This is a genomic window from Cellulomonas gelida (assembly GCF_006538725.1).
In the GTDB taxonomy this organism is placed as follows: Bacteria; Actinomycetota; Actinomycetes; order Actinomycetales; family Cellulomonadaceae; genus Cellulomonas; species Cellulomonas gelida.
In genome coordinates this window covers 25,157-50,853 of the sequence record NZ_BJLQ01000026.1, presented here as the reverse complement: position 1 = coordinate 50,853, position 25,697 = coordinate 25,157, and the positions used below count along the sequence as shown (strand labels likewise).

Genomic DNA, 25,697 nt, shown 5'->3' with positions numbered 1-25,697 from the left:
GACCGGGAGGGCGGTCGGCCGCCGTCGCGCGGCGCGTGAGGACGCGCGCACAGTGCGTGCCGCGGCGTGCAGGGGGCGCCGCGGCACGTGCGGCAGGATGACGTCGTGCCCGACGACGACCCCGGCCCCGCCGTGCCCCGATCGTCGGCCGTGCTGAGCCGCGTGCGGGCCTGGGTCGACCCGCTCGTCGTGATGATCGTCGCGGTGCTCGTCGTCGGGCTCCTGTGGCCCGCGCGCGGCGGGTTCGCCGAGGTGCTCGAGGTCGTGCGGACCGGCGCGATCGTCGTGCTGTTCTTCCTGTACGGCGCGCGCATGCCCACGCACGAGGTGCTGCGCGGCCTGCGCAACTGGCGCCTGCAGGGCTCGATGCTCGCCGCGACGTACGTCGTGTTCCCCGTGCTCGGCCTCGCGGCGCAGCTCGTGCCCGACGCGTTCCTCGCGCCCGAGCTGCAGACCGGGCTGCTGTACCTGTCGCTGCTGCCGTCGACCGTGCAGGCGTCGATCGTGTTCACGTCGCTCGCGCGCGGCAACGTCGCGGGCGCCATCACGGGCGCCACGATCTCCAACGTCGTCGGCGTCCTGCTCACGCCGCTGCTCGTCACGCTGCTCCTGGGCGCGACGACGGGCGGTCTCGACGCCGGCTCGGTGCGCGGGGTCGTGCTGCAGATCCTGCTGCCGTTCGTCGCGGGCCAGCTCGTCGAGCGGTGGCTCGGGCCGTGGCTGCGCGCGCGACCGCTGCTCACGCGCGTGTGCGACCGGCTCGTCATCCTGCTCGTCGCGTACACGTCGGTGAGCGAGGCGCAGGCCACCGGCGCGTGGGACCACGTGACCCTCGCGGCGCTCGCCGCGCTCGTCGTCGTGTGCTCCGTGCTGCTCGCGGCGATGCTCGCGCTCACGTGGTGGAGCGGCGCGCGGATCGGCCTGGACCGCGGGGACCGCATCGCGCTGCTCATGTGCGGGTCGAAGAAGAGCCTCGCGACCGGCCTGCCCATGGCCGCGGTGCTGTTCTCGCCCGTCGTGGCGGCCAGCGTCGCGCTGCCGGTGATCGTGTTCCACCAGATCCAGCTCGCGACGTGCGCCGTGGTCGCCCGGCGGCTCGGCGCGGTCGGGTAGCGTGCCGCCTGACGACTCGCCCGGCTCGGTCAGCCGCTGCCCGTGCGGGTCGGCGCACCACCGTCCGCGCGGCTGCGCCACGCGATCGCACTCAGGGAGCACCGTGACCCAGCTCGGGATCGTCCCCCGTCCCGCACGTTGTGAGACCCAGGACGGGGCAGCCTTCGTCGTCGGTGAGTCCACGACCGTCGTCGTCGACCCGCGTCCGGACCTGATCGCCCACGGCGTGCTCGCTGCGGACCTCCTGGGCCGCGTGACCGGACAGGCGATCGAGGTCCGCTACAGCGACGAGGCGCGCGGCGCGCGCGACGTGATCCGGTTGCGGATCGTCGCCGACGACCCGGGGCTCCTCGAGGGCGACGAGGCGTACCGGCTCGTCGTGACGCCCCAGCGCGTCGAGGCCGTCGCGCGCACGTCCGAGGGGCTCACGCACGCCGTGGTCACGCTGCGGCAGGTCCTCGAGCACAACGGCGACGGCTCGTGGCGCGCGCCCTGCGTCCGCATCGACGACGCGCCGCGGTTCGGCTGGCGCGGCCTGTCCGTCGACGTCGCCCGGCACTTCCTGCCCGTCGACTCGCTCAAGGTCGTCATCGGGCTCATGGCGCACTACAAGCTCAACGTGCTGCACCTGCACCTCACCGACGACCAGGGCTGGCGCCTGCACGTCCCGTCCCGCCCGCACCTGGCGCGCAAGTCGTCCGGCACGTCGGTCGGCGGCGACCCGGGCGGTTACTACACGCCCACCGACTTCGGCGACCTCGTGCAGTACGCCGCCGTGCGCGGCATCACGGTCGTCCCCGAGATCGACGTCCCCGGTCACGTCAACGCCGCGACCCATGCGTACGGCGAGCTCACGCCCGACGGCGTCCCCACGGACGCGTACACGGGCATCGAGGTCGGCTTCTCGCGGCTGTACGCGGACCTGCCGGCGACCTCCGAGTTCCTGCGCGCGGTGTTCGACGACGTCGCGACCATGACGCCGGGCGAGTACGTGCACATCGGCGGCGACGAGGTCCTGACCATGGACCACGACGAGTATGCGCGCCTCGTCGCGCAGGCTGCCGCTGCCGTGCGCGCGGCCGGCAAGAAGGTCGTCGGCTGGCAGGAGATCGCGACGACCCCGCTCGAGCCCGGGACGGTCGTGCAGTACTGGGACACGCGCGTCGAGGCCGCCCCGTTCGTCGCGGCCGCCCACGCCGGCGCGAAGCTCCTCATGTCGCCCGGGTCCAAGGCGTACCTCGACATGAAGTACGACGAGCACACCGAGCTGGGCCTCGAGTGGGCCGGGCACATCGAGCTGCGTGACGCCTACGAGTGGGAGCCCACGACGCTGATCGACGGCGTGCCCGCGGACGCCGTGATCGGCGTCGAGGCCGCCGTGTGGACCGAGACCATCCGCGACCTGGACGGGCTCACGACCATGCTGCTGCCGCGCCTCGCGGCCGTCGCCGAGGTCGCGTGGACCGCTCCCGAGCGCCGCGACTGGGAGGACTTCCGCACGCGCGTCGCCCACCACAGCGACCTGTGGAACCGCATCGGCCTGCGCTGGTACGCCAGCCCCCAGGTCGACTGGCGCTCCGCTACCCGCCGGTAGGTTCGGCCGCGCCACGCGTGGAGCCGGCTAGACCCACTGGCGCATCCAGATGTGCTGGTGCCAGAAGTCGTACGGGACCACCCAGCCCGCCCAGATCGGGTAGAAGTAGACGCCCACCGCGACGACGATCCCCAGGAACACCCCGACACCGATGATCGCGCCGCGCCGGGCGCGGTCGGGCAGCGTGGGCGGACCGACGATGAGCGTCAGGACGTACACGAGCGTGAGCACCACCCAGGGCGTGAACGCGATCGCGTAGAAGTCGAAGATCGTGCGGCTTGCGAAGAAGAACCAGGGCACCCAGCCCGCGAGCAGCCCGGACAGCACCGCGCCGGCGACCCAGTCGCGGTACCGGATCAGCCAGAAGATCGCGACGAGGATCGCGGCCGCCCCCGCCCACCACAGGATCGGGTTGCCGACCGCGAGGATCGCCTGCGCGCAGTGGTCCGTGCCGCACGCGTCCTGCGCCTCGGCGCCGGTCAGGTTCGCCACGTCGCCCCAGTAGAACGACGTGGGCCGCCACTGCACGATCCAGCCCAGCGGGTGCGCCTCGTACGTGTGGGGCGTGTCGAGGCCCTTGTGGAAGTTCCACATCTGGACGTGGAAGTCGGCCAGCGAGCGCAGCGGCCCCGGCAGCCACGTCAGACCCTCGCCCGGGTGCTCGGCCGCCCAGTTGCGGCCCCACGACTGCGGGTGCGTGAACCACGACCACCACGTGGCGACGTAGACGACGAACGCCGTGCCCACCATGACCACGCCGGCAACCAGGGCGTCCTTGACGAGCGCCCCGACCGCCCACCTCCGGACACCGACCGTCCGGCGTGCGGTGGCGTCCCACATCACCGTGAGCAGCCCGAACACCGCCAGGAAGTAGAGGCCGGACCACTTGGTGCCGATCGCGAGCCCGAGCAGCACCGCGGCGGCCACGCGCCACCATCGCATGCCGAGCGACGGGCCCCAGCCGAGGTCACCGCCCGCGGCGAGCACGTTCGCGGTGCGTTCCGCGAGGCGTCGTCGTGCCTGCTCACGGTCGAGCAGGAGCGCGCCGAACGCCGCGAGCGCGAAGAACATGAGGAACGGGTCCAGGAGCGACGTGCGCGACATGACGATCGCGAGGCCGTCCACCGCGAGCAGCCCGCCCGCGACCGCGCCCCACGCGTTCGACGCGAACAGCCGTCGCGCGATCCGCACCATGAGCAGCACGCTCAGCGTGCCGAACAGCGCGACCGCGAGCCGCCACGAGAACGACGACTCCATGCCGCCGCCGACCTTCATGCCCAGCCCGATCAGCCACTTGCCGACCTGCGGGTGGACGAAGTACTCGGGGCGGGTGCCGAGCATCGAGTCGTCACCCGACTCGAAGCCCGGGTTGGGGTCCTCGCCCCAGTCCGCCTCGTAGCCGCGCGTGACGAGCGCCCAGCCGTCCTTGACGTAGTACGTCTCGTCGAAGACGAGCGAGTGCGGCGACCCCAGGTTCCAGAACCGCAGGATCCCCGCGAAGACGGTGATCGCGAGCGTCCACGCCCAGCCGATCAGCCGGTTGCGGCGCGTCGCGTCGAGGGCGAGCGACGCGCGACCGAGCAGGCGCTCGAGCAGCTCGTCCTTGTCCGGGGGCGACGGGGGTGCGACGGGCTCGGCGGGGTACGGCAGGACGGCCGTCGTGGAGGGCCAGCCCGCTGCCGCAGCGGTTGCGGCGCGCTCGTCGGCGCGCCGCACGTCGTCGTCGGACATGGCGTACGGCGACTGGTCGCTGCCCGGCGGGGGCGTGGCCCGCCCCTCGTCGACCGTCCGCGCAGCGCCGGTCGCGCGCGCGGGCGGCCCTTCGGGACCGCCCAGGGCGGGGTCGACGGCGTCGTCATGCGTGTGCGGCACGCGGACATGGTACGGGCGCGACCAGTTCGTGGGGACTCGTCCGTCTCCGGATCGTCGCACTCGTCGCACCCCCGGTCGCTCGCGCGTGCGCGGCTGCGCGCGGGCCGGGTGCGGGTGCGGCGGCGCGCGGCCGTCGTCCGGGCGCGGCGATGGCAGGGTGGGGGCATGGACGTGGACGCCTCGACCGGCCGGCTGGTGCTCGCGGCGACCCCCATCGGCAACGTCGACGACGCGTCGGTGCGCCTGCGCGAGCTGCTGGCGACCGCCGACGTCGTCGCCGCCGAGGACACGCGTCGCCTGCGGGCGCTCGTCGGGCGCCTCGGGATCGAGGTGCGCGGTCGCGTGGTCTCGTACCACGAGCACAACGAGGCGGAGCGCGCGGGAGACCTCCTGGACGTCGTCGCGGGTGGCGGGACGGTCGTGGTGGTGACGGACGCGGGGATGCCCGCGGTCTCCGACCCGGGGTTCCGTGTCGTGACCGCCGCGGTGCAGGCCGGGCTTCCCGTCACGGCCGCGCCCGGGCCGAGCGCCGTGCTCACAGCCCTGGCGCTGTCGGGGCTGCCGACCGACCGGTTCTGCTTCGAGGGCTTCGCGCCGCGCAAGCCGGGGGAGCGCGCGCGGACGCTCGCGGCGCTGGCCGACGAGCGCCGCACGATGGTCTTCTTCGAGGCGCCGCACCGTGTCGGGGCGCTGCTGGCGGCGATGGCGGAGGCGTTCGGCGAGGACCGGCCCGCTGCGGTGTGCCGCGAGCTGACCAAGACGTACGAGGAGATCCGCCGGGGCTCGCTCGGCGAGCTCGTGGCCTGGGCGGCGGGCGAGGTGCGGGGAGAGATCGTGGTGGTCGTCGGCGGCGCGACCCGGCCCGCGGGTGGCGGTGACCTGACCTCGCTGGTCGCGCAGGTCCGCGCCCGCGTCGACGCGGGTGAGCGCCTCAAGGACGCCGCGCGCGCGGTGGCCACCGCCGCCGGCCTGCCCACCCGCACCCTCTACGACGCCTCCCTCCCCGCCGCTCACTCGCGCCCTGCCCCCTGACCTCCCCGGTGGAGGCAGGGATGACGGCAGCAGACGTGCGCGGCTGACGCATCGCCGCTGCATTCATCGCTGCATTCATCGCTGCGTCGAACCTGCGGACGCCAGGAGCGCGTCGCCGAGGCTGAGCCGTGGTGTCGCAGGTGAGGGCGTGCGAGGCTGGGACGACGGAGTGAGGGCGTCGAGCCAGGAGGGCGTGATGGACCAGGAGCGTCGGGCGTTGCTCGTCGTGGATGTGCAGCCGACGTTCTGCGAGGGCGGTGCGCTGCCGGTCGCGGGCGGCAACGCCGTGGCCGAGGCGATCGCGCGCTACGCCGCCGCGCGGCGCGACCGGTACGACGTCGTCGTCACCACGCAGGACTGGCACATCGACCCGGGCGCGCACTTCTCCGAGCACCCCGACTTCGTCGACACCTGGCCGCCGCACGGCGTGGCGGGCACCGCCGAGGCCGAGCTGCACCCGGCCTTGTCCGAGCTCGGTCCGGACGCGAGCGTGCGCAAGGGTCAGTACGCGGCGGCCTACTCGGGGTTCGAGGGCGTGGACGGGCAGGGCCGAGCGCTCGCGGCGGTCCTGCGCGACGAGCGGGTGACGGACGTGGACGTCGTCGGGATCGCCGAGTCCCACTGCGTGCGCGCGACCGCGCTCGACGCGCACGCCGAGGGCCTGCACACCCGCGTCCTGACCGACCTGACCGTGCCGGTGACGCCCGAGCTGGGCGCAGCGGCGCGCGACGACCTGCGCGCGGCGGGCGTCGAGCTCGTCGACAGCGTCTCGGCGTTCGACGACGTCACCGACTGAGGTCCGAGATGCGGCCCGTCCCTCCGGCACCGACGCAGCCCGCACACCACCGACCCAGCGCTCGCGCAGCCGAGCCCTCCACGTCGCCTGAGCCATCGACGGCTCGCGCGGCGGCTCGGCGGCGACGCAGCGGTGACTCCGGACTCGGCGGGCGTGAGCCGGAGCGGTCGCTGCGTCGCTCGGGACCTGAGCGACGAGCCAGCAGCTGCTCCGGGCATGGCGGCGGGGGGCCGGAGCGGTCGCTGGGTCGGGCGAGGGGTGAGCGGCGTGGCCGCGCTGGTCTCGGGGGCGGGCGGTGGCGCGGTGTCGTCGGGGTGGTGATGGTTGCGGGCGTCGTGGCGGGGTGCACCTCCGGGACGACGAGCGCGTCCGGCGGCCGACCGTCGGCAGGGGCGTCGGCGCCGTCCGGCTCGCCCTCGGGGCCCGACACGGTCGAGGCGTCGGTGAGCACGCTGGCGACCGGGCTCGACGTGCCGTGGGGCCTGGCGCCGCTCGACGACGGAAGCGTGCTCGTGACGCTGCGGGACGCCGCGCGGCTCGTCGTCGTGACGCCGGACGGTGCGGTCCGGGACGTCGCGGGACCGGGAGCGGACCAGCTCGAGGACGTCGTCCAGCCGCAGGGCGAGGGCGGGCTCCTGGGCGTCGCGGTGCTGGGGGAGTCCGACGAGGGGATCGACCTGGCGCTGTACGCGACGGCGGCCGGCGACAACCGCGTGCTGCGCGGCACGCTGCGCGACCGCAGGCTCGGCGAGCTCACGGCTGTGCTCACGGGCATCCCCGCGGCGCGCAACCACGACGGCGGTCGTCTCGCCGTCGGGCCGGACGGATTCCTCTACGTGAGCACGGGCGACGCGGGTGACGTCGCGCGAGCGCAGGACCCAGCGGATCTCGGCGGGAAGATCCTGCGGGTCACGGCAGACGGCCGGCCGGCCCCGGGCAACCCCGACCCCGACTCGCCCGTGTGGAGCCTCGGGCATCGCAACGTGCAGGGCCTGGGGTGGGTGAGCGACGGGCGGATGTTCGCCTCGGAGTTCGGGCAGAACACGTTCGACGAGGTCAACGTCATCCACCCGGGCGGCAACTACGGCTGGCCCGAGGTGGAGGGCGAGGGCGGGGCCGACGAGGGGTTCGTCGACCCGGTGGCCGTGTGGGCCACCGCGGACGCCTCGCCGAGCGGCCTCGCGGTGACCGACGAGGCCGTCTACGTCGCGGGACTGCGCGGCGAGCGGCTCTGGCGCGTGCCGCTGAGGCCCGCGGGCGCGACCGACGCCGACGGGGTGGGCGAGCCGCAGGCGCTCCTGACCGGCGAGCACGGCCGGCTGCGCGCGGTCGCCGTGGCCGCCGACGGGTCGCTCCTGGTGGCGACGAACAACACCGACGGGCGCGGCGACCCGCGTCCCGGCGACGACCGGATCCTGCGGGTCGTCGTGCGCTGACGCGCGCACGGCCGTCCGTCGAGAGCGCACGCGTGGTCGGGGCGCCGACGGTGGCCCGAGGTGCGTCGAGCGCGCCGTGAGTGCGTGACTCCTGGTTGTCCACAGGCTCCGCGCGGGGCTCGGCCGCGTCCGGCTACCGTCACGACACCTTCCGGACGAGCAGGGGGTTGTGATGGACGGGTACGAGGTCGACACGGATCGATGGCGGGACCACGCGCGACGCGTCGACGCGCACGGCCAGGACGTGGCGGGGATCGCGGGCCGCGCCCGCGCGATGGCGGCGGACCGTCTCGCGTACGGCGTCGTCCTGGCGCCGCTGGGGGTGCGGATGTCGCTGGTGCAGGGGGCCGCCGCAGGCGCGATCGACGGGCTGTCGGGAGTGCTCGCCGTCGCCGCGGACGCCGTGCGTGCGGGGGCGGCGGTCAGCGACGAGGTCGACGACCTCGTGGCTGCCACGTTCCGCAAGGCGCTGCGATGAGCGGCGTGGTGGTCGTGCCGACTCCCGTGGTGCCGTCCGAGTCGGCGTGGTCGGGCGCCGGCGCGATCGACGACCTCGTGAGCTGCTCACGGGCGCTCGACAGCGGGGCGTGGATCGACGGGGCGCTGTCCGGGCTCGCGCTCGGTGCGGGGGTCGCCGGCGCGGCGTTCGACCCGCTCGGTGCGGCGGTGAGCTGGGGGGCCGGCTGGCTGCTCGACCACGTCGCACCGCTCAAGGGCATGCTCGACGCTTTCGCGGGTGATGCGGACGTGGTCGCCGCCTACGCCGCGACGTGGGGCTCGATCAGCGGGGCGCTCGACGACGTCGCCGCGCGCTACCGCAGCGACGTGGGCCAGGACACCGCGGGCATGCGCGGGCCGGCGGTGACGGCCTACGTCGGCGCGAGCGCGGTCCTGACCTCGACCACCGAGGCGCTCGCGGCAGCGGCCGGGGCTGTCGGCGCCGCCGTCGGGGTCTGCGCGCAGATCGTGCGCGCCGTGCACGACCTGATCCGCGACACGCTCGCAGAGATCATCGCGTGCTTCGTCGCGTCGGTGTGCGGACCGGTGGCCGCCGCTGCCCGCGCGGCGCGGCTCGCGATCAAGGCGGCCGAGCACATCAGCCCGCTGGTCGACGCGGTCGCGCGCACCGTGCGCGCGCTGCTGGGCCTCGCGGACGACGTGCTGGACGCGTTCATCCGCACCAGCCGGCGCCTCCTGGAGCACGAGGGAGCGATCGACACGGGGCGCGCGGTCGCGACCAGGACCGACATGATCGGCTACTTCACGACGATCATCGCCCCTTTCGTGCCGCCCGCGGCTGACCCGGCCGCGCGGCCCGCATCGCCCTAGGGTGGAGACGTGAGCGGCCCGGACGCGCGCGAAGGCCTCGTGGACCAGGTCCGTGAGGCCGCCGAGTCGCGGGTGGACGTGGTGGTCGTCGGCCTGCCCGGGTCGGGTCGCACGCGGCTGCTCGGCCAGGTGCGAGACGTCGTCGCAGACGTCGGGTTCGACGTGCTGAGGATCGACGCCGTGCGCGGGGAGGGTCGTCCGCTCGAGTCCCTCGCGCTGGCGGGCCTGCTGTCCGGACCTGCCGCACCGAGCGCGCTCGCGGCGGCCTCGGACCAGCTCGTGCAGCGTGTGGCCGCCCGGCGCACCGTCCTTCTCGTCGACGACGCCGAGCGGCTCGACGAGACCTCGGCGGCCGTCCTCGCGGCGGTGCGTACGCGTGCCGACGTGAGCGTCGTGGCGACGTCCCGCCCGCCGGTGCCGGGCACGCGCGTCGTGGACGTGGCCGTGGGTGTCGGGGACACCGCACTGCTGACGGTGCCCCCGCTCGCGTTCGAGGACGTCCACCGCATGACGGTCGAGCTGCTGCCGGGTGGCGTGGACGTCGACGTGGTCGGCCGGGTCTTCGCGCTCTCGGGCGGGTTGCCGGGGATCGCGCGGACGGTCGTCGTCGCGGCCCGGCGTGCGGGACGGGTCGTGCCGGAGGGCGGACGCTGGGTCGCGCGGCAGGACCTCGTGACGCCGGCCCTCGCGGTCGTCGTCGGTCGACTGCAGGAAGGGCTGGACGAGGCGGGTCGCGAGGCCCTGCACCTGCTCGCGGCGCTCGGGCCCACCGAGCTCGCAGCGGCGCTGCAGCTCGTGCCCTGGCCCGTGCTCGTGCAGCTGGACGACCACGGTCTCCTGCGCTTCGTCGAGACCGAGGGGCGGCTCGTCGTCGCGCTGTTCCCGCCGCTGCTCACGGACCACCTGCGGAACGCTGACCGCGGAGCCCGTGGCCGGCGCGCAGCGGAGCAGATCAGCGCGGCGTTCGGCCGGAGCACGGATGTCGCGGGTGGGCGTCGGGCTGTGCTCGGCTCGCCGCTGCGGTGGTCCACGTCGCCTGAGTCGGCGGCGGTGCTCGGGCGGCTGCTACGCGAGCAGTCGCGGACGAACCTGCTGGTGCGCCGGCACGCGTGGGAGCGCGAGCCGACGGGCAGGTCGACCGTGATGTACCTCGACGCGCTGCTCGGCGACGGCGCACCTGCCGAGACGATCGAGATGGTGCTGGCCCAGTCGCGCGAGCTGGCGCAACCCTCGGACGCGCCGCTGCAGGCCCTCGTGCTCACCTGGGAGGCGACGTACCGTGCGCTCGTCCTGCGGGACGCGCCGGCGGCCGTCCGCCTCCTCGCCGTGGCGCGACGCGCGCACCCCGAGCAGAGCGCGGTGTTCGACGCGACGCAGGAGCACCTGCGTCTGCTGGGTGTCGACGACTCGGGAGCGTTCCCGCCACCGAGCGACGACGGCAGTGACCTGGTCGGCCGGCTCGACCCCGCGAGCGCGTCGTCGAGCTCGGCGGACGCGCAGGTCGAGACGGTCGTCGCGCTGATCGGTGGTGAGCACCTGATAGCCGCGGGCCGGATGGCCGACGCAGCGACGGCGCTGGCGCGGCTCGCGCTGCCGACGACCTCGCCGCGACGCGACGGCGAGGCGCTGGGGCCGCTGGCGCGTGTGTGCACGGGAGCGCTGGACGAGGGCACGTCCACGGCGATGCGGCTGTTCGACGAGGCCCAGGGCGGCCTCGACCAGGCGGAGATCGAGCCGCACGGCTACACCGTTGCGCTCGGCCTGCTGCTCGCGGGCCGGCTCACGGACCTGCGTGAGCACCTGACGATCATGTTCGCGCTCAACGCGCCGTCGCCGTTGCGCCCGCAGCCGCGCGCGGGCCTGCTCGCCCTGGGGGCCTTCCTCTCGCTCGCCGAGCACAACCTGCCGGCCGCGCGCAGCATGACCGAGCAGCTCGAGGCGCTCGACCTGCGCGCCCTGCCCTTCCCCATCGCCCGGCCGGGCCCGGCGCACGCCGCGCTCGCGCTCGCGTCCGGCCTCCCCCCGGAGCAGGCCGCAGCTCCGGCGTGGCGAGCGGTCGCTGGGCTCGTCGACGAGGGCTGGGCGCTCGCCGCGGTGTTCGACGCGGCGCTGCTCGTGGACCTGCACGTCGACCCCGCGGTCGCGGCGCGCGCGGCAGCGCTCGCGCAGGACGCCCAAGGGTCGCTGCTGCCGCTGCTCGGTCGCTACCTCGAGGCCGCGGCCGCGGGCTCGGCGACCGCACTGCTGCAGGTGGCGGACGATCTGCGGGCCGGCGGGTTGCTGCTGCACGCGACCCTCGCGCACGCGAGTGCCGTGCGCGTGCTGCGCCGCTCAGGCCCGCCCGGTGACGCGGTGCACGAGGCCGCGCGGCTGACGGAGCTCGTCGCGGGGTCCGGTCAGGAGCTGGCTCTCCTGGTGCCGTCTGCGGCGCCCACGGCGGACCTCACGCCGCGCGAGCTCGAGGTCGCTCGCCTCGTGGCAGCCGGGCTGACGAACAGGGAGGCGGCCGAGCGCCTCGTCGTGAGCGACCGCACGATCGACAACCACCTGTACCGCATCTACCGCAAGCTCGGCGTGACGTCGCGCGAGGACCTCGCCCGCCTCGTCTGACGGCTCCGGACCGGTCCCGCCCGCCTGCCGGCTCCCGAGCGATCCCGGTGCACGACGGCGGGCACCGGCGCACCCGCCAGGCGCGCCCCGGGTGCTCACGCGCGTGCTGGGCGCTGCTCACGCGCGCCTGACCGTGGCTGAGCACCCCGTGCGCCGGACGTGCGATGGAGGCACACGCGGCCGAGGGGGCCGCCACGGCACGCACGGACGGTCACGATGCACGGGGGTCAGGTCGAGACGAGGACGAGCGAGCGCACGCGCACGAGCGTGCCGCCCGACCGCCTCGTCGTGCTGGTCCCCGCGCACGACGAGGCGGACGCGATCGGCGGGACGCTCGCGGCGCTGGCGGAGCAGACGGGCGCCCCGCAGCGGGTCGTCGTGATCGCCGACAACTGCACCGACGACACAGCCGACGTGGCGCGCAGGCACGGCGCCGAGGTCGTCGAGACCGTCGCCAACACGGCGCGGAAGGCCGGCGCGCTCGACCAGGCGCTGGTCCGGCTGCGCACCTCACCGGCGCAGTACGTCCTCGTCGTCGATGCGGACACGCGCCTGGCGCCCGCGTTCGTCGAGACGGCTCTGGCCCGGCTCGACGCGGACGTACGGCTCGGCGCGGTGAGCGGGATCTTCGTGGGCGAGCGCCCGCGGTCCGTGCTGCAGCAGCTGCAGGCCAACGAGTACGAGCGCTACCGCACGCAGATCCTCACGACGCAGCGCGTGAGCGTCGTGACGGGGACCGCGTCGATGTTCCGCCTCACCGCGCTCGACGAGGTGGCCGCCGAGCGCGGCCGGCGGCTGCCCGGCAGCCCCGGGGACGTGTACGACCGCACCGCCATCACCGAGGACTCCGAGCTCACGCTCGCGCTCAAGACGCTGGGCTGGCGGCTCGAGGCGCCGCAGGAGTGCGTGTGCCTCACCGAGCTCATGCCGACGTGGGGCGACCTGCATCGCCAGCGCGTGCGCTGGTACAAGGGGATGCTCGACAACCTGCGGGAGTACGGGTTCACGCGGACCACCGCGCGGTACGTCGGGCAGCAGCTGATGATCGGCGTCGGCATGGCGACGCTCGCGCTGCTCACGGTGCTGACCGTGGCCTCGGTCGTCGCCGGGGTGTTCGCCGTCAGCCCCTTCTGGCTGGCGATCGGCGGGGTCTTCGTCGTCAACCGGCTCGTGACCGTGTGGCCCGTGGGCCGCGACGGTCGCCTGCTCGCCGCGGCGGTGATCCCCGAGATCGTCTACGACGCCGCCCTGCAGGCGGCGTTCCTGCGTGCGGTCGTGTGCGCGGCCGCACGGCGCGACGTGACGTGGAACCACGTCACCGCCAACCCGACCGGCGCGCCGTGACGTGCGCCGGTACCCGTGGACGCCCGAGCTGTCGGGCGAGGAAGGAGCAACACCATGTACGAGCTCGACGCGACCTCGATGGGCGCGCTGGCGCTGACCGGCGCGAGCGTGGCGCAGGGGTGGGTCGCCGGGTGGACCCTCTTCGTGGCGGGCCTCGCGGCGCTCGCGGTCGCTCGCGTCGCCAAGCGGCGCCTCGCCCTGGGGCCGTCCTCGCGATGAGTCGCGGGTCGACCGCCCGGCCGCCGCGCCGGAACCCGGGCTGAGCCGACGGGCGTGTCCCGGACGGGCACCGGCCCGTCGGGGCGCGCTCGTCGTGCATCGCGACGACTCGAGGTCCGTCCCCCGGTCTCGACCCCGGGTGCGACGGCGGCTCACCTAGGATCACCGCATGTCCCGCATCCTGTCGGCCGTCGCGTGGCCCTACGCGAACGGTCCCCGCCACATCGGTCACGTCGCCGGCTTCGGCGTCCCCTCGGACGTCTTCTCGCGTTACATGCGCATGGCGGGTCACGACGTGCTGATGGTCTCGGGCACCGACGAGCACGGGACGCCGATCCTGGTCGAGGCCGAGAAGCAGGGCACGACGCCCCAGGCGCTCGCGGACACGTACAACCGCGTGATCGTCGAGGACCTCGCGGCGCTCGGCCTGACGTACGACCTGTTCACGCGGACGACGACGCGCAACCACTACGCGGTCGTCCAGGAGATGTTCCGCACGGTGCACAAGAACGGCTACATGGTCGAGAAGACGACCATGGGCGCGATCAGCCCGAGCACGGGCCGCACGCTGCCGGACCGCTACATCGAGGGCACGTGCCCGATCTGCGGCTACGACGGCGCACGCGGCGACCAGTGCGACAACTGCGGCAACCAGCTCGACCCGATCGACCTGATCAACCCGCGCAGCCGCGTCAACGGCGAGGCCCCGAAGTTCGTCGAGTCGACGCACTTCTTCCTCGACTTGCCGGCGTTCGCGAACGCGCTCGAGATCTGGCTGCGCGGCCGCAAGGACTGGCGCCCGAACGTCCTGAACTTCAGCCTCAACCTCATCGACGACATGCGCCCGCGCGCCATGACGCGCGACATCGACTGGGGGATCCCCGTGCCGCTGGCCGGTTGGGAGGAGAACCCGAACAAGCGCCTGTACGTGTGGTTCGACGCGGTGATCGGGTACCTGTCGGCGTCGGTCGAGTGGGCGCGCCGGTCGGGCGACGACGACGCGTGGCGCCAGTGGTGGAACGACCCGGCCGCGCTCTCGTACTACTTCATGGGCAAGGACAACATCACCTTCCACTCCCAGATCTGGCCCGCGGAGCTGCTGGCCTACGACGGGAAGGGCGCCCGGGGCGGCACGCCCGGCGTGTTCGGGGACCTGCAGCTGCCGACCGAGGTCGTCAGCAGCGAGTTCCTCACCATGGAGGGCAAGAAGTTCGCGTCGTCGCGCGGCATCGTCATCTACGTGCGCGACATGCTCGCGCGCTACCAGCCGGACGCGCTGCGCTACTTCATCTCGGTCGCCGGTCCGGAGAACCAGGACGCGGACTTCACGTGGGCGGACTTCCTGCGGCGCACCAACGACGAGCTCGTGGCCGGCTGGGGCAACCTCGTGAACCGCACCGCGAGCATGATCCACAAGAACTTCGGCGAGATCCCGGCCGCGGGCGAGCTGCACGAGGTCGACGCGGCGATGCTGCGCCAGTCGTCGGAGTCCTTCGCGAAGGTGGGCGAGCTGATCGGCACGCACCGCCACCGCGCGGGGATCGACGCGGCGATGCGCCTGGTCCAGGACGCCAACCGGTACGTCTCGGAGACCGAGCCGTGGAAGCTCACGGGCGACCGCGAGCGGCTGGGCACGGTGCTGAACACCGCGGCGCAGGTCGTGAGCGACGCCAACACGCTGCTCGCGCCGTTCCTGCCGCACTCGGCGCAGAAGGTGCACGAGACGCTGGGTGGCACGGGCGTGTTCGCGCCGCAGCCGCGCATCGACGAGGTCACGGACCTCGACGACGACTCGCGCCACTACCCGGTCATCACGGGCGACTACCGCGACGTGCCGGCCTGGGCGTCGGCGCGGCTGGTGCCCGGGACGCCCGTGGCCAAGCCCACGCCGGTGTTCACCAAGCTCGACGACTCGATCGTCGAGGAGGAGCTCGAGCGCTACCAGGCCCGCTGATGGCGCGCGCACGTGAGCGCGGGTGGCCCGCGCCCCCGGAACCGTTGCCGCTGCCGGTCGTCGACAACCACACGCACCTCGAGACGGTCGTCGGCTGGCGCGCGCCCGGCTGGGACGGCACGGACGAGTCCGCGCCGCCCAGCCTGGCCGCGCAGCTCGAGCGCGCCGCGCGCGTGGGCGTGCCGCGGCTCGTGCAGGTGGGCTGCGACGTGGCGGCCGTGCGCTGGACGGACGAGGTCGTGCGCGAGCACGCCGCGCTGCTCGGGGCGGTCGCGATCCACCCCAACGAGGCCGTGCTGCACGCGGGCGTGCACGAGGTCGCGCCGGACGGCCTCGACCCGGACCCTGCGCCGCACCACGACCTGGCGCTCGACGAGGCGCTCGACCTCGTGGCGCGCACGGCCCGCGGCAACCCCCGGATCCGCGCGATCGGCGAGACGGGGCTCGACTTCTTCCGGGCGGGTCCGCGCGGGCGCGAGGTCCAGCTCGAGGCGTTCCGCGCGCACGTCGCGCTCGCCAAGGAGCTCGGGCTCGCGCTGCAGATCCACGACCGGGACGCGCACGACGAGGTCGTCGAGGTGCTGCTGCGTGACGGCGCCCCCGAGCGCACGGTGTTCCACTGCTTCTCGGGCGGTCCGGGGCTCGCCGCGGTCGCGGCCGAGCACGGCTGGTTCTGCTCGTTCGCGGGGCCCGTCTCGTTCCCGTCGAACGAGCACCTGCGGGACGCGGCGCGCGCGCTGCCCGCCGAGCTCCTGCTGGTCGAGACGGACGCCCCGTACCTCACGGTGCATCCCCACCGCGGCCGGCCGAACGCGCCGTACCTGCTGCCCGGGACGGTCCGGGCGCTGGCCGACGCGCGCGGTGCGGACCTGGCGGAGCTGTGCGCGACCCTGTCACGGACGTCGGAGGCGGTGTACGGCGCGTGGTGATCGCCCCGCGTCCGCAGCGCGGGACGCCGCCGCTCGCACGGCAGGACACCCCTCAGCGCGACACGCCGAGCGACACGCCGGACGGCGTCGCGCGACCGGGTGACCAGCCCGTGGAACTGTCCAGCGACCGGCTACCGCGGCCGATCACGAATCAGTTACGGTCGGTCCAGCGTCCGGCCGGGGCAGGGCTGACGAGCAGGACAGACCCGATCTCAGACCCGACGGCGGAAGGACTCGCAGCGTGAGCTCCGCGCACCAGAGCCCCAGGCGCCGTGCTGCCGCGGGGTCGGCGAGCGGTTCACGCCGAGCGGGTGCGCGGCTCGCGCAGGGACTCGTCGTCGCGCTCGTCGTCGGGGCCACCAGCGCGTTCGCGGTGCTGCACAAGGAGGTGACCGTCGACGTCGACGGTCAGCTCGTGCAGGTCGAGGGCTTCGGTCGCACGGTCGGCCAGGTGCTCGCCGCGGGCGGCATCGCGGTCGGGGAGCGCGACCTCGTCGCACCCGGCACCGGCGAGGCCGTGGCCAAGGGCGAGCAGATCGTCGTGCGGCACGCGCGGCAGCTCCAGGTCGAGGTCGACGGCGCCCCGGAGACGGTGTGGACCACGGCGCTGACCGTCGGCGAGGCCGTCGAGGCGCTCGGGCTGCGCGACGGTGAGGTCCGACTGTCGGCGTCGCGCTCGTCGTCCCTCGGGCGCGGAACCCTGCACGTCTCGACGCAGAAGACCATCCACCTCGTCGTCGACGGCCAGGTGATCGACGGCGTCTCCACGGCGAGCACCGTGCGCGACGCGCTGCGGGACATCGGGCTCGTGATGAACGAGGGCGACCAGCTCTCGGTGCCGCTCGACGCCGCGGCGGTCGACGGGCTCGCGGTGCTGGTCACGCGCGGGCAGACCGGTGGCGAGGTCGTCACCGAGGCGCTGCCGTTCGAGACGCAGGAGATCGAGGACGACGACCTCATCAAGGGCACGCGGATCGTCACGCAGGCCGGGCGTGCGGGCGTGCGCACCACGACGTACGACCTCGACGTGGTCGGTGGCGTCGTGGTCGGCCGCACGGTGGTCACGTCGATCATCACGACGACGCCCGTGACGCAGATCGTCAAGGTCGGGACGTCGCAGCTCCCGACGAACGCGAAGGTCTCCCCGGGTAGCGCGCAGGCGCTGGGCAAGGAGATGGCCGCGGCTCGGGGCTGGGGCGACGACCAGTTCGCCTGCCTGCTCACGCTCTGGAACCACGAGAGCGGCTGGCGGGTCGACGCCCACAACAAGGGCTCGGGTGCGTACGGCATCCCGCAGGCGCTGCCGGGCTCGAAGATGGCCTCGATCGCGAGCGACTGGCGGACGAATCCTGCGACGCAGATCACATGGGGCCTGAACTACATCAAGAGCCGTTACAAGACCCCGTGCGGGGCGTGGGCGCACTTTACCCAGAAGCACTGGTACTGACGGTTTCTTGACCATCGCTCGACCTGCGCGCGGGTCCGGGGCGGCTTCCGCATGGTCTGACCGCGCCGCAGCCCGGGGCAACAACGGTTGGCGGCCGGATCACGATCAGGTTACGGTCGCCTGTCGTTACTCCGTTCGTGTCCCGTGCGTCCTGCGGACCGGAGACACGGCGAGGTCGGCCCGGCACGTGCGGGCCAGGCCACTGTCAGCCGGATCGGGGATCCGGAACCGACGGTGACGGCTCCCTCCAGCCGTCACGGCACGCACCGGCTCCTGCCGGCGAGGCACGTCGGGCGTCCGTGCTGGACGCGCTCCGCCCCCCGTGCCCGGGAATCACGACGGCTGGAGCCCCGTGACCTTCTCGACCCGCATCGTCCGCCCCTTCGCGCGCCAGCGCGCCACCTCGTCGGACGCCACGGACAGCACCGTGGACCCCACGACGAACCCCAGCACCGAGAACCAGGGCGGCCGACCGGGCCGACGCCTGGCCCTGCCCGCCGCGATCGCGGCCGGTGCACTCGTCCTGGCCGGCGGCACCGCCGCCTTCGCCCACGCGCACAAGACCGTGACGATCGACGTCGACGGTCAGGCCCGCGAGGTCTCCACGTTCTCCGGCTCCGTCGAGGGGCTGCTCGACGACGAGGGCGTCGTGGTCGCCGAGCGCGACGCGGTCAGCCCGACCGGCGGCCTGTCCGACGGCGACGTGGTCACCGTGCGCCACGCGCGCGAGGTGACCGTCGCCCAGGACGGCAAGGAGCGCACGGTGTGGACCACCGCGCTCACGGCCGACGAGGCGCTCGACCTGCTCGCCGTGCGCGACCCCGCGGTCCAGATCGTGGCCTCGCGGTCCGGTGGCGGCCGTCCCGAGCTCGCGCTCGACCTGTCCCTGCGCGGCCCGGCGACGATCGTCGTCGACGGCGGCGAGGTCGCGGTCGACGACGCGCGCACCACGGTCGCGGACGCGCTCGAGTCGGCCGGCATCGAGCTCGGCGCCTACGACACGGTTGCGCTCGACAACGACGACTCCGGCGACGTGCGCGTCGTCGTGCAGCGCGTCACGATCCAGACCGTGACGCGGACCGAGGAGGTCGCGTTCTCGTCGAGCACGAAGGACGACGCGTCGCGCTACCAGGGCACCAAGGTCGTCGCGACCAAGGGTGTCGCGGGTGCGCGGACGATCGTCGAGCGCGTGACGACGGTCGACGGCAAGGAGACCGCGCGCGTGCTCGTCGCCGACACCCAGACGCGCAACCCGGTCGACGAGGTCGTCGCGGTCGGCACCAAGAAGCGCCCCGTGACCACGGGCGGCGGCGGCTCCGGCAAGGCCGGCCCGATCGGTGACACGCGCGACGCGGACTCGCTGAACTGGGCGGCGCTCGCCAAGTGCGAGTCGGGCGGCAACCCGTCGATCGTCTCGGCGAACGGCCTCTACCACGGCCTCTACCAGTTCTCGGTGGGCACGTGGCGCTCGGTCGGCGGCGCGGGCCTGCCCTCGCAGGCGTCGCCCGCGGAGCAGACGTCGCGCGCCAAGATGCTCTACCTGCGCTCCGGCGCCGGGCAGTGGCCGCACTGCGGCCCGCGCCTGTTCAGCTGAGCGCACACCCGCACGACGAGGGCGCCCGTCCTGGTCCGTCCCGCACCCGCCAGGGGTGTGGTGGCGTGACCGGGGCGGGCGCCCTCGTAGGCTTGCGAGCATGACCTCGTCCGTGACGCTGCTCGGGCCCGCCCAGATCCGCGAGCTCGCGGAGCGTGCGGGCGTGCGGCCGACGAAGACGCTCGGGCAGAACTTCGTGCTCGACGGCGGGACGGTCCGCAAGATCGTGCGTCAGGCCGACGTCGAGCCGCGGATGCGCGTGGTCGAGATCGGACCGGGCCTGGGGTCGCTCACGCTCGGGCTGCTCGAGGCGGACGCGGACGTCGTGGCGGTCGAGATCGACCCCGTGCTCGCGCGCCTGCTCCCGGAGACGGTCGCCACGCACGTGCCGGGGCTCCACCGCGTCGACGACGAGGACGGCCACGCGGTGCTGCGGGACGACGAGGGCCGCGCGCGGCTCACGGTCGTGCTGCGCGACGCGCTCGAGGTCACCCAGCTCCCCGGGCCGCCGCCGCGCGCGCTCGTCGCGAACCTGCCCTACAACGTCTCGGTGCCCGTTCTGCTGACGTTCCTCGAGCGGTTCGACTCGCTCGAGCACGGGCTCGTCATGGTGCAGGCCGAGGTCGCCGACCGGCTCGCTGCGCCGCCGGGGAGCCGGACGTACGGCGTGCCCTCGGCGAAGGCCGCCTGGTACGCCCACGTCCGCCGCACGTCCACGATCGGGCGCTCGGTGTTCTGGCCGGTCCCGAACGTCGACTCGGCGCTCGTCCGGCTGGACCGCCGCGAGCCGCCGCGCACGTCCGCGACGCGTGAGCAGGTGTTCCAGGTCGTCGACACCGCGTTCGCGCAGCGTCGCAAGATGCTGCGCGCGGCGCTCGCGCCGCTGTTCGGCTCGGGCGAGGCCACGGTGACCGCCCTGGCCGATGCCGGGGTCGACGCGCAGGCGCGCGGTGAGACGGTCGACATCGGGGGGTTCGCCCGGATCGCGGAGCGCCTTCCGGAGGTCAGCCTGCGGCCTGACCCGCGCGGTCGGTCGCGGGCTGGCACAGTGGAGCCGTGACGCTGAGCCCGGTGGACGTCGCCACCACGCGCGAGGTGCGTGTGCGCGCCCCCGGCAAGGTCAACCTCTCGCTCCACGTGGGGCCGGTCGACCGCGACGGCTACCACGCGCTGACGACCGTCTTCCAAGCCGTCTCGGTGTTCGAGGAGGTCACGGCGCGCACGTCCGACGAGCGCGTGGTGACGGTCTCGGGTCCGCAGCACGAGCTCGTGCCGACCGACGCGTCGAACCTCGCGCTGCGTGCCGCGGAGCTGCTGGCCGAGGCCGCGGGGATCGACGAGGGCGTCCACCTGCACATCGACAAGGGCGTGCCCGTGGCGGGCGGCATGGCCGGCGGCTCGGCGGACGCCGCCGCGGCGCTCCTCGCGTGCGACGCGCTGTGGCAGACCGGGCTGTCGCGCGCGGACCTTCTCGCGCTGGCCGCGCGGCTCGGCTCGGACGTGCCGTTCGTCCTGCAGGGTCACACCGCGGTCGGTCAGGGCCGCGGCGACCTGCTCACGCCGGTGCTCGGGCGCGGCGAGTTCCACTGGGCGTTCGCGGTGCAGGACCGCGGCCTGTCGGCGGGCGTGGTGTACGGCGCGCTCGACGCGCTGCGCGCGGACGCGCAGGACGTGGCGCTCCCGCCGGACCTGGACGACGACGTGCCGCTGCTGCAGGCGCTGCGCGCGGGGGACGCCCGCGCGCTGGGCGCGGCGCTCCACAACGACCTGCAGCCGGCGGCGCTGGAGCTCGACCCGCGCCTGGCCGAGCCGCTCGCGGTCGCGCAGGACGCGGGCGCCCTGGGCGTCATCGTCTCGGGCTCGGGCCCCACGGTCGCCGCGCTGGCGCGCAGCCGGCAGCACGCGCTCGTGCTCGCGGCGGCGTTCACCGCATCGGGTGCGGCGGACCGGGTGCTCACGGCGTCCGGCCCGGTGCCCGGTGCCCGCGTCGTCTCGACCGACTGACCGCCTCCTGATCGCACGCACCTCTTGACGGTGGCCTCGTCGGGTCTGATACTTAAGGAGATGCTTAACCATTCCGATCTCGACACGGCGTTCCGCGCCCTGTCGGACGCGAGCCGCCGGGCGATCGTCGAACGACTCGTCCGCGGTCCCGCCACGGTCGGCACGCTCGCCGAACCCCTGGCGATGTCGCTCCCGGCGGTCCTGCAGCACCTCGCGGTGCTCGAGGCCGCGGGCATCGTGACCTCGCACAAGGTCGGCCGCGTCCGCACCTGCACGCTCGTCCCCGACGCGCTCGTCGGACCGACGGCCTGGCTCCAGCACCAGCGCACGCCGGCCGAGCGCCGCCTCGACCGCCTCGGCGAGCACCTCGTCGACGCACCCCAGGAGCAGCCATGACCAGCACGACGACCGACCTCGCCCACGCGACGTTCACCCTCGAGCGCACCTACCCCGTCCCCGTGGAGCGCGTGTGGGCCGCGCACGCCGACGCCGACGAGCGCGCGCAGTGGTTCGGCAACGACCCTGGCTTCGAGACCAGCGAGGCCAGCCACGACTTCCGGGTCGGCGGGACGACCGTCGAGGACGGCGTGTGGCACGACGGCCCGCGCAGCCGCTTCGTCGCCCGGTACAGCGACCTCGTCGAGAACCGGCGGATCGTGCACACCTACGACATGTGGATCGGCGAGGAGTACTTCTCGACGTCGCTGGTCACCACGCTCTTCGAGGCCGTCGACGGCGGGACGCGGCTCACCTACATCGAGCAGGGCGTGTACACCGGCGGCGAGCAGGACGCCGTCAACCGCGAGACCGGGTGCGCGAGCATCCTCGACGCCCTGGGCGCGTACCTGTCCCGCTGAGCGCGGACGTGCCGCGCCGGGCCGGTAGCCTCGTACCCTCATGGCTCACCTGCTCGGCGCGGATCGCGTCACCCTCGCGCTCGGCACCCGTGTCCTCCTCGACGAGGTCAGCCTCGGGCTGGACGACGGGCAGCGCATCGGCGTCGTCGGCCCGAACGGCGCCGGCAAGTCCACGCTGCTGCGCGTCCTGGCGGGCGTCCAGGAGCCCGACGACGGCCGTGTCACGCGCGCCGGTGGCGTCCGGCTCGCGATGCTCGACCAGCGCGACGACCTGGCACCCGGCACCGTGCTCGACGCGATCCACGGCTCGGCGGACGCGCACGAGTGGGCCTCGGACCCGCGCATCCGCGCGGTGCACGCGGGCCTGCTGCCGGACGTCGACCCGCAGGCCGACGTCGCCACGCTGTCCGGCGGTCAGCGACGCCGCGTCGCCCTGGCCGCGCTGCTCGTCCGCGACGACGAGGTGCTCGTGCTCGACGAGCCCACCAACCACCTCGACGTCGAGGGTGTGGCCTGGCTCGCCGATCACCTGGTCCAGCGGTTCGCGCGCAGCTCGGGCGCGCTCGTCGTCGTGACCCACGACCGCTGGTTCCTCGACGCGGTCTGCACGCGCACGTGGGAGGTGCACGACGGCGGGGTCGACCAGTACGACGGCGGCTACGCGGCCTACGTGCTCGCGCGCGCCGAGCGGTCGCGGACCGCGGCGGTCACCGAGGAGAAGCGGCAGAACCTGCTGCGCAAGGAGCTCGCGTGGCTGCGCCGCGGCGCTCCCGCACGCACGTCCAAGCCCAAGTTCCGCATCGACGCCGCCAACGCGCTCATCGCCGACGAGCCGCCGCCGCGCGACCCGCTCGAGCTGTCGCGCATGGCGACCGCGCGGCTCGGCAAGGACGTGCTCGACGTCGAGGACGTCACGCTCGCGTTCGGCGGCCGCACGCTGCTGGACGGCGTCACGTGGCGGATCGGGCCGGGCGACCGGTACGGGCTCGTCGGCGTCAACGGCGCGGGCAAGACGAGCCTGCTGCGCCTGCTGTCCGGCCGCCTCAAGCCCGACGCGGGCCGCGTCAAGCGCGGCAAGACGGTCCAGGTCGCCGAGCTGCAGCAGGACGTCGAGGACCTCGACGAGGTCGCCGACCTGCGGGTCATCGAGGTCATCGAGGCCGAGAAGCGCTCGGTCGTCGTCGGCGGCAAGGAGCTCACCGCGGCGCAGCTCGTCGAACGGCTCGGCTTCACGCGCGACCGTGCGCGCACGCCCGTGCGGGACCTGTCCGGCGGCGAGCGCCGCCGGCTGTCGCTGCTGCGCCTGCTCGTCGGCGAGCCGAACGTGCTGCTGCTCGACGAGCCGACTAACGACCTCGACACCGACACGCTCGCAGCTCTCGAGGACCTGCTCGACGGCTGGCCGGGCACGCTGATCGTCGTCTCGCACGACCGCTACCTGCTCGAGCGCGTGTGCGACCGCCAGCTCGCGCTGCTCGGCGACGGGAACCTGCGCGACCTGCCGGGCGGCGTCGAGGAGTACCTCGCGCTGCGTCGTACGGCGCTGACAGCGGGCTCGTCGTCAGGACCGTCGTCGGGGCCGTCGTCGGGATCGTCGGCGCAGCCCTCGTCGTCCGACGAGACCGCGTCCACCGGCGCCGGCGCGGCACCGACCCCGGCGCGCTCGGCCGCGGACGTGCGCACCGCGCGCAAGGAGGTCGCCCGCATCGAGCGCCGCCTGGCCAAGATCGCCGAGCTCGAGTCCGCGCTGCACACCCAGCTCGCGGCCCAGGCCACCGACTACGAGGCGATCCAGCGTCTCGACACCGAGCTGCGCGCCCTGGCCGCCGAGCGCGACGAGCTCGAAGAGGCCTGGCTGGAGGCCGCCGAGCTCACCACCTGACCCCACCGCCCGCGACCCAGCGCTTGCTCGCGCGACACGCCGGTGTTGGCCGCAGCAGGTGCTGGGTCGCGCGGTGGGTCAGGGGGTGTGGGGGGAGTCGAACGGGAGCAGGGCCTCGCGCAGGAGCGCGGCGAGCTGCGTGCGGTCCGGCTCGGCCAGGTCGCCCAGGAGCGTGCGCTCGGTGTCGAGCAGGTCCGCGAACGCGGCGTCCACGCGCGCCAGGCCGCTCGGGGTGAGCTGCACGAGCACGCCGCGCCGGTCGTCGGGCGACGGCTGACGCTCGACCAGACCCTTGTCCGCGAGCCGGTCGATGCGGTTCGTCATGGTCCCGGACGTCACGAGCGTGAGCGTCAGCAGCGCGCCGGGGGACAGGCGGTACGGCGCACCCGCGCGCCGCAGCGCGGAGAGCACGTCGAACTCCCACGTCTCCAGGTCGTGGCGCTCGAACGCGCCGCGCCGGGCGAGGTCGAGGTGCCGCGCGAGGCGGCTCACGCGCGAGAGCACCTCGAGCGGGCGGACGTCCAGGTCGGGCCGCTCGCGCTGCCAGGCAGCGACGATCCGGTCCACCTCGTCGTGGGGCGTGCCGTCGTCGGGTGCCATGCCGACGAGATTACTCGACATCGACAAACTCCCGCCCGGACCTGTCGAGCTGGCGGCGGGTGGAGTTCCAGGGCCGGCTGGGGTCAGGGTGCGTCGACGGCCGTCGCGCGCCCCGCGGCGTCGGGCGTCGCGTGCGCCGACTCGACCACGGTGACCTTCGTGAGGGAGGGCCGGCGCTCGAGCGCGGACAACCCGTTCCACGCGAGGTTCACGAGGTGGGCGGCGACGTCCGTCTTGCCTGGCCGGCGCGCGTCGAGCCACCACTGCCCCGTCAGGGCCACCATCCCGACGAGCATCTGCGCATAGATGGGCGCGGCCTTCGGGTCCTGACCCTGCTTCTTGAACTCGTCGGCGAGCAGGTGCTCGACCTGCGTGGCGACGTCGCCGATCAGGCTCGAGAACGTGCCGGTCGCCTGCGCCACGGGGGAGTCCCGCACGAGGATCCGGAACCCGTCCTCGTTGGACTCGATGTACGACAGCAGCGCCAGCGCGGTCCGCTCGACCAGCACCTTCGGGTGCCCGCCGCCCTCGAGCGCACCCGTGAGCGCGCCGGTCAGGCCCTGGATCTCCCGGTCGACGACGACCGCGTACACGCCTTCCTTGCCGCCTAAGTGCTCGTACACCACCGGCTTGGACACCTCGGCGCGCGCCGCGATCTCCTCGACGCTCGTGCCGTCGAACCCCTTCTCGGCGAACAGCTTGCGCGAGACGTCGAGCAGCTGGGCACGCCGCTGGACCCCGGTCATCCGGGACCGAGGTGCTCGCTTCTCCGCCACGGCCACCATCATGCCGTGCCCACGCCCCTCACCAGCCCCGCTTCTCACCAGCACCCTGCTCGCCCAGCCCCCGCCCCCGCGCCGATCCCTGCACGAGCCGCCGGGTCGGGGCTGGCGCGGCCCGACACCGGGGCGCGCCCCCGGCGCCCGAGCGAGGTCGCCACCCCGCGCTAGCTCGGCGCCCCGCCGTGAGATCGGCGCCCCGCGCGAGGTCGGCACTCTCGCGCGAGATCGGCACTCCGGACTGCCGATCTCACGCCGAACTGCCGATCTCGACGCCGTGCTGAGCGGTGGCGGGCGGCGGTGCGG

22 protein-coding genes and 1 pseudogene are annotated in these 25,697 nt (G+C 74.3%); 20 read left to right on the top strand and 3 right to left on the bottom strand.

The window, feature by feature from the left end; translation table 11 throughout:
• Positions 1 to 105: 105 nt before the first annotated feature.
• Together CGE01nite_RS11890 and CGE01nite_RS11885 are read left to right on the top strand one after the other, a co-directional pair.
• A complete protein-coding gene (locus CGE01nite_RS11890; protein ID WP_307722643.1) occupies positions 106 to 1,113 on the top strand; it encodes a bile acid:sodium symporter family protein in 1,008 nt (335 codons plus the stop codon).
• 103 nt (positions 1,114 to 1,216) lie between these two features.
• Positions 1,217 to 2,707, top strand: coding sequence for a beta-N-acetylhexosaminidase (locus CGE01nite_RS11885; RefSeq protein ID WP_141371160.1), 1,491 nt, complete (start codon positions 1,217 to 1,219; stop codon positions 2,705 to 2,707).
• A gap of 27 nt (positions 2,708 to 2,734) precedes the next feature.
• Here CGE01nite_RS11885 and CGE01nite_RS11880 read toward each other — a convergent pair whose 3' ends face one another.
• Entirely contained in the window at positions 2,735 to 4,579 is a 1,845-nt protein-coding gene (locus CGE01nite_RS11880; protein ID WP_229747258.1) for a dolichyl-phosphate-mannose--protein mannosyltransferase, read from the bottom strand.
• Positions 4,580 to 4,744: 165 nt separating this feature from the next.
• Between CGE01nite_RS11880 and rsmI the strand changes: the two genes are divergently transcribed.
• The 18 genes and pseudogenes from rsmI (at position 4,745) to CGE01nite_RS11800 (ending at position 24,012) form a co-directional block, all read left to right on the top strand.
• Positions 4,745 to 5,611 carry a 16S rRNA (cytidine(1402)-2'-O)-methyltransferase gene (gene rsmI, locus CGE01nite_RS11875; RefSeq protein WP_048342224.1) on the top strand — a complete coding sequence of 289 codons (867 nt, stop codon included), beginning with the start codon at positions 4,745 to 4,747 and terminating at the stop codon, positions 5,609 to 5,611.
• Between the two features lie 196 nt (positions 5,612 to 5,807).
• The gene (locus CGE01nite_RS11870) at positions 5,808 to 6,407 is read left to right on the top strand and encodes an isochorismatase family protein (RefSeq protein WP_141371157.1); all 600 of its coding nucleotides are present in this window, start codon (positions 5,808 to 5,810) and stop codon (positions 6,405 to 6,407) included.
• Between the two features lie 443 nt (positions 6,408 to 6,850).
• On the top strand, positions 6,851 to 7,843 hold the full coding sequence (locus CGE01nite_RS11865; protein ID WP_307722642.1) for a PQQ-dependent sugar dehydrogenase: 993 nt from the start codon (positions 6,851 to 6,853) through the stop codon (positions 7,841 to 7,843).
• A gap of 172 nt (positions 7,844 to 8,015) precedes the next feature.
• A complete protein-coding gene (locus CGE01nite_RS11860) occupies positions 8,016 to 8,321 on the top strand; it encodes a hypothetical protein (protein ID WP_141371155.1) in 306 nt (101 codons plus the stop codon).
• The gene (locus tag CGE01nite_RS11855) at positions 8,318 to 9,172 is read left to right on the top strand and encodes a hypothetical protein (protein ID WP_053071565.1); all 855 of its coding nucleotides are present in this window, start codon (positions 8,318 to 8,320) and stop codon (positions 9,170 to 9,172) included. The genes CGE01nite_RS11860 and CGE01nite_RS11855 overlap by 4 nt, the downstream gene beginning before the upstream one ends.
• A 9-nt stretch (positions 9,173 to 9,181) precedes the next feature.
• On the top strand, positions 9,182 to 11,782 hold the full coding sequence (locus tag CGE01nite_RS11850) for a helix-turn-helix transcriptional regulator (RefSeq protein WP_141371153.1): 2,601 nt from the start codon (positions 9,182 to 9,184) through the stop codon (positions 11,780 to 11,782).
• A gap of 216 nt (positions 11,783 to 11,998) precedes the next feature.
• A complete protein-coding gene (locus CGE01nite_RS11845) occupies positions 11,999 to 13,126 on the top strand; it encodes a glycosyltransferase family 2 protein (RefSeq protein WP_141371151.1) in 1,128 nt (375 codons plus the stop codon).
• Between the two features lie 54 nt (positions 13,127 to 13,180).
• Positions 13,181 to 13,345, top strand: coding sequence for a hypothetical protein (locus CGE01nite_RS17010; protein ID WP_156186558.1), 165 nt, complete (start codon positions 13,181 to 13,183; stop codon positions 13,343 to 13,345).
• 169 nt (positions 13,346 to 13,514) lie between these two features.
• Positions 13,515 to 15,299, top strand: a complete 1,785-nt coding sequence (gene metG, locus CGE01nite_RS11840; protein WP_141371149.1) for a methionine--tRNA ligase — start codon at positions 13,515 to 13,517, stop codon at positions 15,297 to 15,299.
• The gene (locus tag CGE01nite_RS11835; protein WP_048342219.1) at positions 15,299 to 16,228 is read left to right on the top strand and encodes a TatD family hydrolase; all 930 of its coding nucleotides are present in this window, start codon (positions 15,299 to 15,301) and stop codon (positions 16,226 to 16,228) included. Before metG ends, CGE01nite_RS11835 begins: the two co-directional genes overlap by 1 nt.
• A 241-nt stretch (positions 16,229 to 16,469) precedes the next feature.
• The gene (locus CGE01nite_RS11830; RefSeq protein WP_048342218.1) at positions 16,470 to 17,675 is read left to right on the top strand and encodes a resuscitation-promoting factor; all 1,206 of its coding nucleotides are present in this window, start codon (positions 16,470 to 16,472) and stop codon (positions 17,673 to 17,675) included.
• Positions 17,676 to 18,027: 352 nt separating this feature from the next.
• Positions 18,028 to 19,269: a resuscitation-promoting factor gene (locus CGE01nite_RS17475; protein ID WP_141371147.1), complete on the top strand. Its 1,242-nt coding sequence runs from the start codon at positions 18,028 to 18,030 to the stop codon at positions 19,267 to 19,269.
• A gap of 100 nt (positions 19,270 to 19,369) precedes the next feature.
• Positions 19,370 to 20,329 (top strand): 16S rRNA (adenine(1518)-N(6)/adenine(1519)-N(6))-dimethyltransferase RsmA, encoded by a 960-nt coding sequence (rsmA, locus tag CGE01nite_RS11820; protein ID WP_141371145.1) that lies wholly within the window; start codon positions 19,370 to 19,372, stop codon positions 20,327 to 20,329.
• Positions 20,326 to 21,273 (top strand): 4-(cytidine 5'-diphospho)-2-C-methyl-D-erythritol kinase, encoded by a 948-nt coding sequence (locus CGE01nite_RS11815; RefSeq protein WP_048342215.1) that lies wholly within the window; start codon positions 20,326 to 20,328, stop codon positions 21,271 to 21,273. Before rsmA ends, CGE01nite_RS11815 begins: the two co-directional genes overlap by 4 nt.
• Before the next feature lie 60 nt (positions 21,274 to 21,333).
• A complete protein-coding gene (locus tag CGE01nite_RS11810; RefSeq protein ID WP_141371143.1) occupies positions 21,334 to 21,669 on the top strand; it encodes an ArsR/SmtB family transcription factor in 336 nt (111 codons plus the stop codon).
• Entirely contained in the window at positions 21,666 to 22,130 is a 465-nt protein-coding gene (locus CGE01nite_RS11805; RefSeq protein WP_048342213.1) for an SRPBCC domain-containing protein, read from the top strand. Before CGE01nite_RS11810 ends, CGE01nite_RS11805 begins: the two co-directional genes overlap by 4 nt.
• A gap of 40 nt (positions 22,131 to 22,170) precedes the next feature.
• Positions 22,171 to 22,636: pseudogene (locus CGE01nite_RS17560) on the top strand (ATP-binding cassette domain-containing protein); the annotation flags it as partial.
• Positions 22,637 to 22,638: 2 nt separating this feature from the next.
• On the top strand, positions 22,639 to 24,012 hold the full coding sequence (locus CGE01nite_RS11800; RefSeq protein ID WP_371857583.1) for an ABC-F family ATP-binding cassette domain-containing protein: 1,374 nt from the start codon (positions 22,639 to 22,641) through the stop codon (positions 24,010 to 24,012).
• Between the two features lie 78 nt (positions 24,013 to 24,090).
• On the opposite strand, the gene CGE01nite_RS11795 is transcribed toward CGE01nite_RS11800, so the two are convergent.
• Both CGE01nite_RS11795 and CGE01nite_RS11790 read right to left on the bottom strand, forming a co-directional pair.
• Positions 24,091 to 24,612: a MarR family winged helix-turn-helix transcriptional regulator gene (locus CGE01nite_RS11795; protein WP_048342211.1), complete on the bottom strand. Its 522-nt coding sequence runs from the start codon at positions 24,610 to 24,612 to the stop codon at positions 24,091 to 24,093.
• An 83-nt stretch (positions 24,613 to 24,695) separates the two neighbouring features.
• A complete protein-coding gene (locus CGE01nite_RS11790) occupies positions 24,696 to 25,358 on the bottom strand; it encodes a TetR/AcrR family transcriptional regulator (protein WP_141371166.1) in 663 nt (220 codons plus the stop codon).
• Between the last annotated feature and the right edge of the window lie 339 nt (positions 25,359 to 25,697).

What these genes read in the sequence shown, in the direction of transcription:
- rsmI (WP_048342224.1), top strand. Translation starts at nt 4,745, where the DNA reads ATGGACGTGGACGCCTCGACCGGCCGGCTGGTGCTCGCGGCGACCCCC.
- CGE01nite_RS11870 (WP_141371157.1), top strand. Translation starts at nt 5,808, where the DNA reads ATGGACCAGGAGCGTCGGGCGTTGCTCGTCGTGGATGTGCAGCCGACG.
- CGE01nite_RS11860 (WP_141371155.1), top strand. Translation starts at nt 8,016, where the DNA reads ATGGACGGGTACGAGGTCGACACGGATCGATGGCGGGACCACGCGCGA.
- CGE01nite_RS11855 (WP_053071565.1), top strand. Translation starts at nt 8,318, where the DNA reads ATGAGCGGCGTGGTGGTCGTGCCGACTCCCGTGGTGCCGTCCGAGTCG.
- CGE01nite_RS11845 (WP_141371151.1), top strand. Translation starts at nt 11,999, where the DNA reads ATGCACGGGGGTCAGGTCGAGACGAGGACGAGCGAGCGCACGCGCACG.
- CGE01nite_RS17010 (WP_156186558.1), top strand. Translation starts at nt 13,181, where the DNA reads ATGTACGAGCTCGACGCGACCTCGATGGGCGCGCTGGCGCTGACCGGC.
- metG (WP_141371149.1), top strand. Translation starts at nt 13,515, where the DNA reads ATGTCCCGCATCCTGTCGGCCGTCGCGTGGCCCTACGCGAACGGTCCC.
- CGE01nite_RS11835 (WP_048342219.1), top strand. Translation starts at nt 15,299, where the DNA reads ATGGCGCGCGCACGTGAGCGCGGGTGGCCCGCGCCCCCGGAACCGTTG.
- rsmA (WP_141371145.1), top strand. Translation starts at nt 19,370, where the DNA reads ATGACCTCGTCCGTGACGCTGCTCGGGCCCGCCCAGATCCGCGAGCTC.
- CGE01nite_RS11810 (WP_141371143.1), top strand. Translation starts at nt 21,334, where the DNA reads ATGCTTAACCATTCCGATCTCGACACGGCGTTCCGCGCCCTGTCGGAC.
- CGE01nite_RS11805 (WP_048342213.1), top strand. Translation starts at nt 21,666, where the DNA reads ATGACCAGCACGACGACCGACCTCGCCCACGCGACGTTCACCCTCGAG.
- CGE01nite_RS11795 (WP_048342211.1), bottom strand. Translation starts at nt 24,612, where the DNA reads ATGGCACCCGACGACGGCACGCCCCACGACGAGGTGGACCGGATCGTC.
- CGE01nite_RS11790 (WP_141371166.1), bottom strand. Translation starts at nt 25,358, where the DNA reads ATGACCGGGGTCCAGCGGCGTGCCCAGCTGCTCGACGTCTCGCGCAAG.